This is a genomic window from Cognatishimia sp. MH4019 (assembly GCF_020177595.1).
GTDB lineage: Bacteria > Pseudomonadota > Alphaproteobacteria > Rhodobacterales > Rhodobacteraceae > JAHTBL01.
Map to the genome: position 1 here is coordinate 37,357 of NZ_JAHTBL010000012.1, position 14,895 is coordinate 52,251.

The 14,895-nt window shown below is 59.2% G+C and carries 15 protein-coding genes; 7 read left to right on the forward strand and 8 right to left on the reverse strand.

The window, feature by feature from the left end; all coding sequences use genetic code 11:
- The first annotated feature begins 120 nt into the window (after positions 1 to 120).
- Both KUW67_RS16845 and KUW67_RS16850 read left to right on the forward strand, forming a co-directional pair.
- Positions 121 to 1,497, forward strand: coding sequence for a TolC family outer membrane protein (locus tag KUW67_RS16845; RefSeq protein WP_224826501.1), 1,377 nt, complete (start codon positions 121 to 123; stop codon positions 1,495 to 1,497).
- Positions 1,498 to 1,593: 96 nt separating this feature from the next.
- Positions 1,594 to 2,457 (forward strand): DUF2497 domain-containing protein, encoded by an 864-nt coding sequence (locus KUW67_RS16850; RefSeq protein WP_224826502.1) that lies wholly within the window; start codon positions 1,594 to 1,596, stop codon positions 2,455 to 2,457.
- Between the two features lie 125 nt (positions 2,458 to 2,582).
- Here KUW67_RS16850 and KUW67_RS16855 read toward each other — a convergent pair whose 3' ends face one another.
- Positions 2,583 to 2,834: a hypothetical protein gene (locus tag KUW67_RS16855; protein ID WP_224824156.1), complete on the reverse strand. Its 252-nt coding sequence runs from the start codon at positions 2,832 to 2,834 to the stop codon at positions 2,583 to 2,585.
- A gap of 352 nt (positions 2,835 to 3,186) precedes the next feature.
- Positions 3,187 to 4,638, reverse strand: coding sequence for a cobyric acid synthase (locus KUW67_RS16860; RefSeq protein WP_224826503.1), 1,452 nt, complete (start codon positions 4,636 to 4,638; stop codon positions 3,187 to 3,189).
- Between the two features lie 56 nt (positions 4,639 to 4,694).
- Here KUW67_RS16860 and KUW67_RS16865 point away from each other — a divergent pair, with 56 nt between their 5' ends.
- A complete protein-coding gene (locus tag KUW67_RS16865) occupies positions 4,695 to 5,270 on the forward strand; it encodes a cobalamin biosynthesis protein CobQ (RefSeq protein WP_224826504.1) in 576 nt (191 codons plus the stop codon).
- Between the two features lie 53 nt (positions 5,271 to 5,323).
- Here the strand turns inward: KUW67_RS16865 and KUW67_RS16870 are convergent, their stop codons facing one another.
- On the reverse strand, positions 5,324 to 5,638 hold the full coding sequence (locus tag KUW67_RS16870) for a DUF6280 family protein (protein WP_224826505.1): 315 nt from the start codon (positions 5,636 to 5,638) through the stop codon (positions 5,324 to 5,326).
- A gap of 211 nt (positions 5,639 to 5,849) precedes the next feature.
- Here KUW67_RS16870 and efp point away from each other — a divergent pair, with 211 nt between their 5' ends.
- Positions 5,850 to 6,413: an elongation factor P gene (gene efp, locus KUW67_RS16875; protein ID WP_224826506.1), complete on the forward strand. Its 564-nt coding sequence runs from the start codon at positions 5,850 to 5,852 to the stop codon at positions 6,411 to 6,413.
- A 124-nt stretch (positions 6,414 to 6,537) separates the two neighbouring features.
- Here efp and KUW67_RS16880 read toward each other — a convergent pair whose 3' ends face one another.
- Positions 6,538 to 7,269: a folate-binding protein gene (locus tag KUW67_RS16880; RefSeq protein ID WP_224826555.1), complete on the reverse strand. Its 732-nt coding sequence runs from the start codon at positions 7,267 to 7,269 to the stop codon at positions 6,538 to 6,540.
- A gap of 67 nt (positions 7,270 to 7,336) precedes the next feature.
- Here KUW67_RS16880 and KUW67_RS16885 point away from each other — a divergent pair, with 67 nt between their 5' ends.
- Positions 7,337 to 8,017 (forward strand): TIGR04283 family arsenosugar biosynthesis glycosyltransferase, encoded by a 681-nt coding sequence (locus KUW67_RS16885; protein ID WP_224826556.1) that lies wholly within the window; start codon positions 7,337 to 7,339, stop codon positions 8,015 to 8,017.
- Here the strand turns inward: KUW67_RS16885 and KUW67_RS16890 are convergent.
- Entirely contained in the window at positions 8,014 to 8,697 is a 684-nt protein-coding gene (locus KUW67_RS16890; RefSeq protein ID WP_224826507.1) for a tyrosine-protein phosphatase, read from the reverse strand. The two genes, KUW67_RS16885 and KUW67_RS16890, sit on opposite strands and share 4 nt — an antisense overlap.
- A 136-nt stretch (positions 8,698 to 8,833) precedes the next feature.
- Between KUW67_RS16890 and KUW67_RS16895 the strand changes: the two genes are divergently transcribed.
- Positions 8,834 to 10,030: an alanine--glyoxylate aminotransferase family protein gene (locus KUW67_RS16895; RefSeq protein ID WP_224826508.1), complete on the forward strand. Its 1,197-nt coding sequence runs from the start codon at positions 8,834 to 8,836 to the stop codon at positions 10,028 to 10,030.
- Here the strand turns inward: KUW67_RS16895 and KUW67_RS16900 are convergent.
- Together KUW67_RS16900 and KUW67_RS16905 are read right to left on the reverse strand one after the other, a co-directional pair.
- Positions 10,027 to 10,233, reverse strand: coding sequence for a hypothetical protein (locus tag KUW67_RS16900; RefSeq protein WP_224826509.1), 207 nt, complete (start codon positions 10,231 to 10,233; stop codon positions 10,027 to 10,029). The two genes, KUW67_RS16895 and KUW67_RS16900, sit on opposite strands and share 4 nt — an antisense overlap.
- A 49-nt stretch (positions 10,234 to 10,282) precedes the next feature.
- Complete coding sequence (locus KUW67_RS16905) at positions 10,283 to 11,389, reverse strand: pyridoxal phosphate-dependent aminotransferase (RefSeq protein ID WP_224826510.1); 1,107 nt, start codon at positions 11,387 to 11,389, stop codon at positions 10,283 to 10,285.
- Positions 11,390 to 11,492: 103 nt separating this feature from the next.
- Between KUW67_RS16905 and KUW67_RS16910 the strand changes: the two genes are divergently transcribed.
- The gene (locus KUW67_RS16910; protein ID WP_224826511.1) at positions 11,493 to 11,645 is read left to right on the forward strand and encodes a Tat pathway signal protein; all 153 of its coding nucleotides are present in this window, start codon (positions 11,493 to 11,495) and stop codon (positions 11,643 to 11,645) included.
- Positions 11,646 to 11,649: 4 nt separating this feature from the next.
- On the opposite strand, the gene KUW67_RS16915 is transcribed toward KUW67_RS16910, so the two are convergent.
- A complete protein-coding gene (locus KUW67_RS16915; RefSeq protein WP_224826512.1) occupies positions 11,650 to 14,802 on the reverse strand; it encodes a valine--tRNA ligase in 3,153 nt (1,050 codons plus the stop codon).
- Between the last annotated feature and the right edge of the window lie 93 nt (positions 14,803 to 14,895).

A 14,895-nucleotide genomic window follows, 5' to 3' on the forward strand; every position in this document is an offset into this window, starting at 1 on the left:
TCTAGTAAAATGATGGGAATAATTTATGCTATGCTTGAGCAAGTATAGCGGAACGCTTGAGCTGTTCCGTGGAATTCAGAGCGCGCTCACCAAGGCGGCTCAACAGGACAAGGACAGAATATGCTGCGCAAAGTAATCAGGTCGGCTGTGATGGGCGCTGCGATTGTGGCCGGGATCGGCACAGGGGCTGTCGCCAAAGCCGAGACGCTCGCGGATGCGCTGGTTGGCGCATATGAAACAAGCGGATTGCTGGATCAGCAGCGCGCGCTGCTACGGGCCACCGACGAGGACGTCGCGCAAGCCGTGTCTGCCCTGCGCCCGATTATCAGTTGGGTCTACTCAAACCGCTACACAAATCCGCAACCCCTAGGTCAGGACAGCATCAATGGCTCGCTGCAACTGACCGCTGATCTCGTCTTGTGGGATTTCGGGCGACGCCAATTTGGGGTTGAGTCGCGCAAGGAGCTTGTTTTGGCAACCCGCCAGGGACTTGTCTCTGCAGAACAATCAATCCTGGCTCGTGCGGTCGAGGCATTCATGTCCGTGCGGCGCGACTCCGAGATTTTGGCGCTGCGTCAAAACAACGTTCGATTGATCACGCAGGAGTTGCGGGCGGCGCGCGACCGGTTTGAAGTTGGGGAAGTCACCCGCACCGATGTTGCACAAGCCGAAGCCCGTTTGGCCTCGGCCCGGGCAGAGCTGGCTTTGGCGCGCGGGAACCTCGACATCGCGCGCGAGGAGTATCTCAATGTGGTCGGCCGCCTTCCGGGCCGCTTGGTGGCGCCCCGTCGTTTGCCGCAGACCGCCAATTCCGAGGAGGAAGCCAAGCGGATCGCGCTGACCGGGCATCCTGATTTGCAGCAGGCCCAGCACGAAGTGGCAGCGGCTGATCTGAATGTCGGTGCCGCAAAGGCCGCGATCAAGCCGACGCTAAGCGCCCAGGGCACCGCTACATGGGACGATGAGGAATATCTCGGCACCGAAACGCTCACGCTCAATTTTGGTGGCCCACTTTATCGCGGGGGCGAACTGAGCTCGCTGATCCGTCAGGCTCAACAGCGTGCTGTTGCTGCACGTGCGAATGTCCATATCGTGAGCGATCAGATCAGTCAGGGCGTCGGTAATGCGTTTGCCCAGTTGCGGTCTGCGACGGCAAACCGGCAGGCTGTCGCGCGTCAGATCCGTGCCGCGCAGGTTGCGTTTGAAGGCGTGCGCGAAGAAGCCACATTAGGTGCGCGAACGACGCTTGATGTGCTCAACGCCGAGCAAGAGCTTCTGGACGCCCGCGCCAGCGCTGTCAGTGCGGCCACGCAAGAAACGGTTGCAGCCTATGCGGTGCTGTCTTCGATGGGGCTGCTGACCGCGGATCATCTCAACCTTAACGTGCAAGTCTATGATCCTGCTGCATATTACAATGCAGTGAAAAATGCGCCGACTTATACCAGCCGTCAGGGTCAGCAGTTGGACAAGGTGCTGCGCGCCCTCAATCGCGACTAAGGGGGCGGTGCGGAAAACTCTGCACAATTTTCATCACCGGTTGTCTGAGCGTGCCGCTGCGGCTAAAGTTGAGCCGAGGCCAAAGCAGGATAAACAATGTCCGATCCGGTAACGAATGTCGAAATCGAAGACGTGCTGTCGTCGATCAGGAAACTGGTATCGGATGATCCGCGCCCTTCTGAAAAAGGCTCTTCCGACGCCAAAGCGCCGCCGGAACGGCTGGTTTTGACACCCGATTTCCGGGTGCAAGAGACAGAAGACGAAAGCGCCGAGACCGAGTCGTCGGAGGCTGTATCCTCTGACGAGTATACAGTGTCAGAAGATGATTTGACCGATTTCGATGTAGATCCCGTGTCCGACGACGACGCAGCCAGCCTCTTTGAAGCGGCAGATGGCGCCTCCGAGATCGAGGAGATTTCGGACCTGTCGGCTGAGGATACCGTCGATGAAGACGTGTCTGACGCCCCGATGTTCGAGGATGTTCCCGAAGACGCTCTGCAGGCAGAAATTGTCGAGATCAGTGCGACCGCCCCCTCTGACCCACTCGAATCGCGTATTGCCGAGCTGGAAGCGGCCGTGGCGCAGCAGGAGGAAAGCTGGGACCCCGACGGATTGGACGACAGCGACGAGAATACGCCATCGGCGCTATCCTCCAGCGTGTCCGATATCTGGGAAACGGTCGAGCCTGAGGAAATCCCGGTCTCGACCCCTGCGCAAGAGCCGGTGCTCGAGGCTGAAGAAGAAGCCGAAGACGATGCTGCAGAGGCTTCTGAAGACGCCTTTGACGCCTTCGCGACCGAAGACGACGCAAGGCTGGATGAAGAGGCGCTGCGCGAAATGGTGTCGGAACTGGTCCGTCAAGAACTCCAAGGCGCACTGGGCGCTCGGATCACGCGCAACGTACGCAAGCTGGTGCGCCGGGAAATCCACCGGATCATGGACAGCAAAGACTTCGACTGATCCTTCCTTTCCACGCAAAAACCGGCCCCCGCGTTTGCAAACGGGAACCGGTTTTTTTTGCATCACTTTGTAGTTGGTCCGCCTATCGGCACCACCGAGGGAGAGGCAGCGGCGCGAAAGTGGTCTTAGCGGGCTGCCAGCTCAGCAGCCGATGTGACGCCCAGCTTGGCGAGGGTGTCGACGTTTTGGGTGGAGATCACGTCATTGCCGACGGTGCCTTCACCAGCGATCTCAGCGGGGGAGGTTTTGCCCAGATCGTTGGAGGCCACGAACGAGGTCTCAAACCCGTGCTGTGCATTGGCTTCAGCAGGTGAGGTGATGTCAGCGAAAGCCGGAGCGGCAGCGACGACGAGTGCGGAGATAAGAGCGAATTTCATTTGTTTAGTCCTTTGTGTGTGTTGTGTTTGCGTTGTGTGTGTTTGGAAGTTTGCGCTTCCGATGACAGACAAATGGCATTCCGCAGTGGACCTGAAAACGCGCACGGTGATCTTGGCGTATGTGCGCGAACGCACATCACGGGTCCGTGACGGGGTATTGCGTGATTTTGGTAACGGCGGTGTGAGCAAGGCTCCCCCCGTCCCGGACCTGATCCGGGACCCCGCTGCCATTGTTGCACAACCCCAACCCCATGAGGCCCCGGATCAGGTCCGGGGCGGGGGCTTGGCAGTGCCCAAGGCTGAAAAGTTTTCAGAAAACGTTTCCCCAAACCCTTCTAAAGAGTTTTTCTCGCTAAACATCGCTCGCGAGGGTCCAGAGCAAGTCCAGATCAAGATGCGCCTCCAGATGATCGGCAAGCCTATCAAGCGTCGTCTCGACCGTCGCCTCATAAGACGTCGCGGCGATCGGCGCACCGATTCCTGCCAGATACGCGCGCCGAAAGCCATCCGAGCTAAACAGCCCATGCAAGTAGCACCCCTTGATCTGCCCGCCGCGTGCGGCTGCACCTTCGCGCCGTCCATCCAGATCAAGCCACGCGTTCTCGCAATCGCGGCCCTGCGTTTCGCCGATATGGATCTCATATCCAGTGACGTCATCCCCGCTGGGCATATAGGTTGCCTGACTGAGGGCCAGCCGCTTTTCAGGCTTCATACGGGTCGCAATATCAAGATGCCCAAGCCCAGCGACCCGCGCAGGTGGGCCTTCGATCCCGTCCGGGTCGTCAATCTCGTGGCCCAGCATCTGATAGCCGCCGCACACACCCAACACATGCCCGCCGCGTCGGATATGGGCCTCTAGGTCCACATCCCAGCCTTGTGCGCGGAAAAACGCGAGATCGGCGATGGTGCTTTTCGTACCGGGGATCAGGATCAGATCAGCATCGCCAGGCAAAGGGCGACCCTGTTCGATGATCTCGACAGAGACATCTGGCTCAGCCGCCAACGGGTCCAGATCGTCGAAATTGGCAATCCGCGATAGACGCGGCACGGCGATCTTGACGCGCCCGCCGCGGGTGGAGGCGATGTCCATGACGTCTTCAGCGGGCAGGCGCCACGCGTCGGAGAACCACGGGATCACCCCGAGGGAGGGCCAGCCGGTCGCCTCCACAATTGCTTGCAAGCCGTCATCAAAGAGGCTTGGGTCACCCCGAAACTTGTTGATGGCGAAGGCGCAGATGCGCGCGCGGTCTTCTTTGGGCAGGATGACTTGAGTGCCGACGATCTGCGCGATCACACCGCCACGGTCAATATCACCGACCAACACCACGGGGACGTTCGCGGCCTCGGCAAAGCCCATATTTGCGATGTCGCCTTTGCGCAGATTGACCTCTGCGGGGCTGCCAGCCCCTTCGACAATCACCAGATCGCGGCCGTCCGAAAGACGGCGAAAGCTCTCGACAGCGGGGCCAAGCAACTGGTGCTTTACTTTGGCGTAATCGCGCGCCTTGAGGGTTCCCCAGCGCTGGCCTTGCAGGATCACCTGTGCGCCAACATCGCTTTCCGGCTTTAGAAGAACCGGGTTCATATCGACGACAGGGTCGAGGCCCGCTGCCCGCGCTTGAAGCGCCTGAGCGCGCCCGATCTCGCCGCCATCTACGGTAACAGCGGCATTGTTGGACATGTTCTGGGGCTTGAAAGGGGCGACGGTGAGGCCGCGCCTGACATAGGCCCGCGCCAAGCCGGCCACGACCATGGATTTACCCACATTCGAGCCTGCCCCCTGGATCATGATTGCCTTTGCCATCGAACGCCCTCTCTTACAGGGTCTGGGGTAGCGAAGGAACGCGGCAAGGGGAAGTCATGAACACGCCTGCACATCTGATCTTCGGATTGGCCGCGTTTTCCAAGCGCGGGAAAGGCGCCGTGACAGCGGCAGCGCTGATGGGTTCGCTTTTGCCAGACCTGTCGCTTTACCTGCTCGCGGGCAGTGCGATTTTCGTGCTGGGGATCGAGCCCGAAACGGTGTTTCGCGATCTGTATTATTCGCCGACATGGCAGACGATCTTTCAGATCGACAACAGTTTTCTGATCTGGGGCGCGCTTCTGGCGGTGGCGCTATGGCGCAGATCGGCTTGGGGTGTCGCGCTGACCGGCGCGGCCTTGCTGCATTTGGCTTTCGATTTTCCGCTGCACCATGACGATGGGCGCGCCCATTTCTGGCCGGTGAGCGACTGGGTTTTTGAAAGCCCTGTCAGCTATTGGGACCCGAACCAATATGGCGGATTGGTGAGCGTGATCGAGATCGCGGCCTGCCTCGCGCTAAGCGTCGTGCTGTGGCGGCGGTTTCCAGACCTGTGGCCGCGCATTGGTATCACGGCCCTCATGGTGGCACAGGCAGCCCCGGTCGTCATGTGGTCACTGATGCTTGGCGCATAAAAAAACGCGGCCCCCCGGACCGCGTTTTTTAATTTGGCAGCGTCTGCAACAGACTAGGCAGCTTCGGCCTGCTGACTGCGGCGTTCGCTCTCTTCGCGGCTCAGAGCCACGGAGGTGCGGACACCTTTGGAGACAAACTCCATCAGGCCTTCTACGACGCGTTCGTTGGGGTCGATGCCAGCGCAAGACAGAACTTCGCGTCCGTCGCGCGAGCGCGCCCAGCGAGCGATCTGCTCAGGCCCGTTGCCATACTTCTTGTCATCCGCAATGGCATCATCCAAAGCGGCCAGCACAACAGCTGCGAACAATTTACGAGCGCGATTGCCCTGTTCGTTATTGAAGGCGGTGCCGTCGACGAAATCTTTCATTCCGTATCCTTATTGTTGCTCTTGCGATTTGGGCGTAGCGGTCGTTATGACCGAATTTCAGCGATTCGGGTAGCCGTTTTATGCATACCATCTATGCAAAAACTGCATGGCTACCTCTGAAAAACCCCCTGTATCCGCTCCCTTGCGGGCGTTAACCACACAAGATATAGGCTCGGTCATCTTCTCTTCAACCTTTTGCCAGGTTTGTGTCATGCCCAAAATCAACGGAAACGAAATTCGCATTGGAAATGTGCTTGAACATAATGGCGGCCTTTGGGGCGCTGTTAAGGTTGATCACGTAAAGCCCGGAAAAGGCGGCGCATTTGCTCAGGTAGAACTCCGCAACCTGCGCAATGGTTCCAAGCTGAATGAACGGTTCCGCTCTGCCGATAAGGTCGAACGCGTGCGCCTTGAGCAGAAAGATCAGCAGTTTCTGTATGAGAATGACGGCATGCTCGTATTCATGGATAATGAAACCTATGAGCAGATCGAGTTGCCTTCAGAAATTCTTGGCGATCGGCGGCCTTTCTTGCAGGACGGCATGACGATCACGATCGAGTATTACGAGGCGGAGGCCTTGAATGCCACGCTGCCGCAAAAGGTGACCTGTAAGGTTGTCGAGACCGAGCCGGTCGTAAAGGGCCAGACGGCGGCCAATAGTTTCAAGCCGGCGGTGCTGGACAACGGGGTAAAGGTCATGGTGCCGCCATTCGTGGGGCAGGACGAGGATATCGTCGTCAACACCGAGACGATGGAATATTCCGAGCGGGCATAACCCAGCGGAGCGCGCTTGCGCGCGCATTTTATCTGTCATTTGGCGCGATTGGGTCAGGCTGCCCTTGGCTTTGAGACGACGTGATTGCGTCCGGCCGGGGATGGATATTTCGAAAAAGCGAAAGTCAGAGGCGGTGTAGGGTGGCCCCGTCTGCCTCAAGAGGTCCGTCGGCGCGATCAAAGCGCAGATAGGCCAGCGCTTTATCCCCGGCACGGCTGAGCAGGGTGCCGACGGCTTTGCCATCTTTGGTGATTTGCGCCCCGGTTGCAGCGTCGCCGGAGACGGCAACTTGCGCCAAGCCTTTGCGCAGCTCGGTTTTATGCTTCATGCGTGCGGTCACCTCTTGACCGACATAGCAGCCTTTACGGAAGTCTACGCCGTTCAAATTCTCAAACCCGACCTCAAGGATGTAGGTGTCTGGTGTGAGCTCAACGCCGGTTTCCGGAATTTGGTGCGTGACGCGCAGGGCGGTCCAGTCGGTTTCGTCGCTATGCGGGGTTTCTGCGTAGTGCCGCCAGCCAAGTGCATCATGGCGGGGGTCGGGGAAGGCGCCCTCTGGCATCGGGCCAGTGCCACGACCGACTTTGAGCGGGCTTTCAGCGATTTGCACATCCGCGCGCAATTTATACATCGTCAGGCGTTGCAGGGTGGGGGCTGCGATCTCGGTCTTGATGTCGATCAGGATCGCATCGTCTGCCGGGATCAAGAAGAAATCGGCCAGATATTTGCCTTGCGGGGTCAGCAAGGCGGTGTAGACGATCCCGTCTTTCAGCTTGTCGACATCATTGGTGACCATCCCTTGAAGGAAGGTCGCGCGGTCGCTGCCGGTCACGCTGAAAATGCTACGATCTGTGATCATTGGCCCATCCCCTTTCCGCTTGAGGTGACATATAGGGAGGGGAGGCTCAATGAGAAAGGCTGTTATGCGGGCGCCGCTGTCGATCATCATCCCAACGCTGAATGCAGAAGCCGGCTTGCCGGAAACATTGGCGAGCCTGACGGAAGGGCTGCGCGCGGGGATCATCCGGGAGGTTGTCGTGTCGGATGGAGGTTCCACCGATGGAACGCTGCGTGTGGCGGATGCGGCAGGCGCGGTTGTGGTGACAGGCGCGCCAGGACGCGGGGGGCAGCTTCGGCGCGGTGTGACCGCAAGCGGTGGCGATTGGCTACTGGTGCTGCACGCTGACACGGTTCTGGAGCCGGGCTGGTGCGACGTTGTGCAAGAGGCGATGGCGCAGGCGCGTGCAGGTTATGGCACACTGCGCTTTCGCGCGGACGGGTTTGCGCCGCGATTTGTGGCCGGATGGGCAAACTTGCGGTCACGGGTCTTGGGCTTGCCTTACGGCGATCAGGGATTGCTGGTCAGCCGCGCAGCCTATGGTGCAGCGGGGGGCTATCCTGACATCCCATTGATGGAAGATGTGGCCTTGGCGCGGGCGCTCAGAGGGCAATTGTCGCCCCTTGGATTTATCGCGCAAACCGGAGCAGAGCGGTATCTGCAAGGCGGATGGGTGCGCCGGGGTTGGCGCAATCTTGTGACCCTGGTGCGCTATCTTCTGGGGGCCGATCCAGAGGTGCTGGCCCAAGCCTATCGCCGCCGCTAGGCCGCTCCGCGCAGTTTCGCGAAAGAGCGGTTGGCCTCGCCTTTATCATATACGGTCGCGATCCAGTCTTCGATGGGCATCGGCGTGTGGGCGTTAAATTCCTCGTACATATCAAAGATATGATCGACGATTCCGGTCTTGGTCCATTTGAAATGGATATAGCGGGCCGACAGATGCTTGCGCGCCTCATCCAGAGTTTTACCCTCGATCACCATCAGATAAAGCACAGAGGCGAACCCGGCCCGGTCCGCACCGGATTTGCAGTGCATCAGGAAGGGTTTCTCGATGGTGCGAAAGCACTCGATCAGGTGGAGCAGCTCATCCCGACCGGCTGCTTTGCGGGCGTAGATCTTGGCATTTACCAGCTTCAGCCCAAGCTTTTCACAAGTTTCCCGTTCAAACTGATAAGGGCTTTCGACGCTGGCACCGCGCAGGTTCAGAACCGACTTCACGCCAAGTTTCTTATAGCGCGCAAATCGCGCGAATGTGGGCTGGTTAGAGCGGTAAACCCCGTCAGCGACTTGATCGAAGTTTGTCCAGAAGACACGCAGGAACGCATGGTCGAAGACGTGATACTGCAACCGCGCTTTGCGCCGCCCCGAGGCAGACTGCAGGTCGCCGCGCACGGCTTTGCGCATCCTGCGCTCGATCTTCTTGAAGGTTTCGGCAATGCCGCCCATGGGGTTTTGGCCTGTTCGTCTGATCCTCAGCCGGGGATGTATGCGAGCCGGGGCGCAACGGCAAGATGCTGGGCGATTGACGGACGTGGAGTCTCGAAATAGGTCTGGCGGGTTACGTCCTGAAAGGTCCCCCCTTATGTCGCTTGCAAATGGCCGTCATTCCCTTGCTATTCCTGGCCCATCCGTGATGCCGGATCGCGTGTTGCGCGCGATGCACCGCCCTGCGCCCAACATCTATACCGGGCCGCTGGTCGAGATGACCCACACGATTGTCGCTGACCTCAAGCGTGTCGCGCGGACCGAGCAGAATGTGGCGATGTATATCGCCAACGGTCACGGTGCGTGGGAGGCCGCTTTGGTGAATGTGCTGTCGCGCGGCGACAAGGTGCTGGTGCTGGCCACGGGTCGCTTTTGCGTCGGCTGGGGCGAGATGGCCGCCAAGATGGGCGTCGAAGTTGAGACGCTTGATTTTGGCAAACGCTCCGACATTGACTTGGCGCAGGTTGAAGAGGCGCTGCGCGCGGATAAAGGCCACGCTTACAAGGCAGTTTTGGCTGTGCAGGTCGATACCTCGACCTCTGTCTTGAACGATATCAAAGGGTTGCGCGGCGTGATGAATGCCGCTGGGCATCCGGGCCTGCTGATGGTGGACTGTATCGCGTGCCTTGGCTGCGACCGGTTTGAGATGGACGAATGGGGCGTCGATGTCATGGTCGCCGGTTGCCAGAAAGGGCTGATGACGCCTCCGGGCATGGCTTTTGTCTATTTCAGCGAGAAAGCAGATGCGGCGCGCGAGACGGCTGATCTGGTGACCCATTACTGGGATTGGCGGCCACGCGTTAACCCTGAAGAGTTCTACAAATACTTCGATGGCACGGCGCCGACGCATCATCTTTATGGCTTGCGCGAAGCGCTCGACATGATCTTCGAGGAGGGTCTAGAGGCTGTCTGGGCCCGCCATACCACCCTTGCGCAAGCCCTTTGGGCGGCGTTCGAGACATGGGGCGCGTCCGGTCCGGTTGAGTTGAACATCGCGGACCCTGCAAAGCGTAGCCATGCGGTGACAGCTGTGCGTGTGACGGCACCTTTGGGAACGGAGTTGCGCACTTGGCTGACCGAGCATGCGGGTGTGACGCTTGGCATCGGTCTTGGCATGGCGTCAGATGCCGATCCCGGCGGCGATGGGTTCTTTCGCGTCGGTCACATGGGCCATGTGAATGCACAGATGATGATGGGTGTGCTTGGCACGATACAGGCCGGATTAGCCGCCTTGGACATTCCTTACAGTGCTGAGGGTTTGAGCGCCGCTGCGGCTGTGATCTCAAAGGCTTAGCGACGTTTCTTGAACTCGGAAACAGTCAAGAGAGCCCGATCCGCCAACAAGGCGACAGCGATGGCCACGATCCAACCGAAAGCTGCTGCCAGCATGAAAAGTAGCATGAATGCCAGCAGACCTGACGAGGCCAAAAAGGCGTTCGTGTAGTCTTCGACGCGGCCCAGAGGGCGCTGTTCTGAAAGGGGTGCGCGCTTGCTCATGCCCGAAAACTAGCATGAGATTTGTGAAGTGAAGGTAAAAAATGCGTGCTCAGGCGCGTGCGGCGCGCAGCGCTTTGGGCAGGGCCGCCGCGAACGCGTCGAGATCGGTCTGCGTGCCGCAACTGACACGGATGCAACGGTCTTGTGGCGCGACGAAGGGCATACGCACGAAGATACCTTCCGCGATCAAGGCGGCGAGGACGGCCTTTGCGAAGGCACCATCCTGCCCGCAGTCAAGCGTGACGAAGTTGGTAGCCGACGGGATTGGGGTCAGCCCGTTCGACTGGGCGATAGATGCGATCTTGTTGCGTGAATCCGTGATTTTTTCAACTGTTTCAGAAAGGTAGGCCTGATCCTCAAGTGCAGCATGCGCCCCTGCGAGGCTGATCCTACCCATCCCGAAATGGTTGCGCACTTTGTGGAACGCCGCGATCAGATCGGGTGCGCCCAGGGCATAGCCAACGCGCGCGCCCGCCAACCCGTAAGCCTTTGAAAAGGTGCGCATACGGATGACGCGCGGATCGTCGATGGCGATATTTGGAATGGCATCGCTGGGGGCTGTGTCGATATAGGCCTCATCAAGGACCAGCAGGCATCCCTGGGGCAAATGCTCCAGAGACTTGGTTAACGCAGTGCCTTTGAGCCACGTCCCCATCGGGTTATCAGGATTGGCGAGATAGACCAATTTCGCACCTACCTGGGCCGCTTTCTTGAACAGTGCTGCGGGGTCTTCATGGTCGTCGCGGTAAGGCACCTTGTGCAGGGCGCCGCCATAGCCGTTAACGTGATAGTTGAAGGTCGGGTAGGCGCCGTCAGAGGTCACAACCGCGTCACCTTCTGCGACCGTCAGGCGCACAAGATAGCCCAAAAGGCCGTCGATACCTTCGCCTATCATGATATGGTCAGGCGAGATTTCATGATGTTTTGCAAGAGCTTGCTTGAGGTCATAGGCCTCAGGATCTGCATACATCCATGCGTTTTGCGCGGCTTGCGCCATGGCTTCCAGCGCCTTCGGGGAGGGGCCGAAGACGGACTCGTTCGCGCCAAGACGGGCCGTGAATTCCGTACCTCGCGCGCGTTCTTGCGTTTCAGGTCCGACGAAGGGAACCGAAGCGGGAAGGGATTGGGCAAGCGATGTCAGATACGGGCTTTTCATGGGCGCAGCTAAGCCAGCGCCAGGGGGCGGCGCAAGGCTTCGAAGCTTGAAACAGAGTTAACAATGGCTCATTTGAGGCTCATTCGCAACTTGGAGAAGCGCCATGAACCGTCGCCAATTCATCGCCGCAATGGCCGCCGCAGCGACGATCCGTGCCGTTCCGACCCTGACACGCGGGTCTGCGCGTCGGGTCGTGACATTGGTTTATGACAAAGCGCTGGGCGCGATGCGTTTGATCGACAAGGCGGTGCCGTGAGCGGCTAGCCCAACTCGGCCAAACGCGCCAAAGCGGCGTTGATCTTGGCTTCCTCGGCTTCCCGCGCAGCAAGGTTTTCCTTAGCTTCTTCAACGACTTCCGCCGGAGCAGAGGCCGCAAATTTCGGGTTGTTGACCCGTCCGCGGAGGCCGCCGATCTCCTTGGCGAGTTTGCCCAGCACTTTCTCAAGACGCGCCTTTTCTTCGGCCACGTCAATGATGTCTGCCAGCGGCAGGGCGAAGGTGCCGCCTTCCACCGCGAGGCTGACGCAGCCCTTGGGCAAAGTCGCAACTTCTTCCAGAGCTTCGATCCGGGCAAGGCGTTTGATCATCGCCTCGTTGCGCTCCCACGCGGCTGTCGCATCGGGGGTCAGGCCGGTGTGCAGCATCTGCACTTTCAGCCCGACGGGGACGTGCATTTCACCACGAGCCGAGCGGACAGCCTCAATGAGCGAGATCACCCAATTCATCTCCGTATCGGCTTTTTCATCAACGAGATCAGCGGCTTGGTAGGTGGGCCAATCAGCATGCACCAGCATCTTTTCGCGCGTGCCGGAGGTGCCCCACAGCTCTTCCGTGACATAGGGCATGATGGGGTGGAGCAGGATGAAGCACTGGTCCAGAACCCACCGCATGACGGCTTGAGTCTCGGCCTTTGCGGTGGCGTCATCGCCTTGCAGAAGCGGCTTGGAGAGCTCGACATACCAGTCGCATACCTTGCCCCAGACAAACGCATACAGCGCGTTAGCGGCGTCGTTGAAACGGTAGTTTTCGAGAGCCGCGTCGACCTCTTCACGGACCTTCGCGGTCTCGCCGATAATCCAGCGATTTACGGTATGGTTCGGGTATGGTTCGGGTATGGCTTTCGTATGGCTCGCGTCTGTACAAAAAACGTCATTCATCTCGGCAAAACGCGCGGCGTTCCAGAGCTTGGTGCCGAAGTTGCGATAGCCCGCGATGCGCTGGGTCGACAGCTTCAGATCACGTCCCATGGCAGCCATTGCAGTCAGCGTGAAGCGCACCGCATCTGCGCCGTATTCGTCGATCAGTTCGAGCGGGTCGAGAACATTGCCGAGACTTTTCGACATTTTCTTGCCCTTCTCGTCGCGCACCAGCGCGTGGACGTAAACCGTATGGAAAGGTTTCTGATCTACGACTGCGAACTGCATCATCATCATGCGCGCAACCCAGAAGAAGATGATGTCGAAACCGGTGATCAGGACGTCGGTGGGAAAATACTTTTCCAACTCGGGCGTCTGCTCGGGCCAGCCAAGTGTGCCGATGGGCCACAGACCAGAGGAGAACCACGTATCCAGAACATCGGGGTCACGCCAGACGGGGTAAACCAGCTTGGTCGGGTCCTGATCCATTGAGTATTGCGCAAGGCTTTCGGCGATCATGTGAATGGCGGCGTTGCGGTCTGCGACCTCGACCACGCGGGCGTGGTGCAAAGGTGTGGGCAGATCGGCAAGGACATCGCCAAACTGGCTTGAGACGGCATCGAAATCGGGGGCGCAATGGGCGCGCTCGGTTCCGGTCAGCAGGCGCTGTTGGGACAGAAGCGTCGTGAGCTCAACCTCGTCCAAGGCACCGTCGCCTTCGTCATCGGTGAAGCCTGCGCCGGACAGATCAAAGCCGTACCAAACGGGGATCTGATGGCCCCACCACAGTTGGCGTGAGATGCACCAAGGCTCAATATTCTCGAGCCAGTTGAAATAAACCTTCTTGTGCTGTTCCGGCAGAATTTGCGTCTCGCCCGACCGGACGGCATCGATGGCAGGGCCAACGATTTGCTGGGTGTCGACGAACCACTGATCGGTCAGCATCGGCTCGATCACGACCTTTGAGCGATCACCAAAGGGCTGCATGATCGGCTTGTTCTCGACGTAAGGCACCATTTCGGGGGCACCGGTCGTATCTTCCTGATCACCGGAGGCAGGTTCGCCCTCAACCATAACGGCCAGACCTTCGGCGGTGATATCGGCGACAACGGCTTTGCGGGCCTCGAACCGGTCCAGACCGCGATAGGCGTCGGGGACAAGGTTCATCGCGGCGATCATCGCCTCGTCGAACTCCTGTTCACCATTGGCAATCGCCTGGGCGACGGCGGCTTCTTCGGCGTAAGGTTTGCCGTCGGAGCGCATCGCGCCTTTGGTGTCCATCAGCGAATACATTGGGATGTTGCCGCGCTTGGCGACCTCGTAGTCGTTGAAATCATGGGCGCCGGTGATCTTGACGGCACCGGAGCCGAAATCGGGATCGGGGTACTCATCGGTGATGATCGGGATCAGGCGGCGATGCTCTTTCGGGCCGACGGGGATCTCGCAGAGCTTGCCAACGATGGGGGCGTAACGCTCGTCATCCGGATGCACCGCAACGGCCCCGTCGCCCAGCATCGTTTCGGGACGCGTCGTTGCGATGGAAATGTAATCGCGCTCTTCCTCAAGCGTGATGTTCCCATCCTCGTCTTTCTCGACATAGGTATAGGTCTCACCCCCCGCGAGCGGGTATTTGAAGTGCCACATATGACCGGCGACTTCGATATTCTCGACCTCAAGATCGGAAATCGCGGTTTCAAAGTAAGGGTCCCAGTTCACCAGACGTTTGCCGCGATAGATCAGGCCTTTGTTATACATCTCGACAAAGACCTTCACGACGGCGTCGTGGAAGTTGGGCGAGTTTTCATGACCCACGCGGGTGTCACCCGGCGCGCCGGCCATCGTAAAGGCGTTGCGCGACCAATCGCATGAGGCGCCAAGACGTTTCAACTGGCTGACAATGCCGTCGGCGGTGCGTTCTTTGTAATCCCAGGCGATCTCAAGGAATTCGTCGCGCGACATATCGGTGCGCCGACGGTTGGTTTCTGCCAGTTCCTTTTCGACAGCGAGCTGCAAGGCGATGCCCGCGTGGTCCTGACCGGGCTGCCAGAGCGTATCGAAACCGCGCATGCGGTGCCAGCGGACAAGAATATCCTGAAGGGTATTGTTGAACGCGTGACCGATATGAAGCCGTCCGTTCACGTTGGGCGGCGGGATCATGATGCAGAAGGTTTCCGTGCGCGACGCATTCGCGCCTGCCTTGAAGCAGCCCGCCTCGTCCCACGCGGCGTTCAGGCGCGCTTCGGCTTCGGCTGCATTGAAGTTCTTTTCCATCGCCATCGGTCTGATCCTGTTGATCTGAGTTCAACGTCAGATAACGGGAAGCCGCGCGAAGGGAAAGGGGTGGACGGCGCGCGCGCGGCAGCTAGTCTC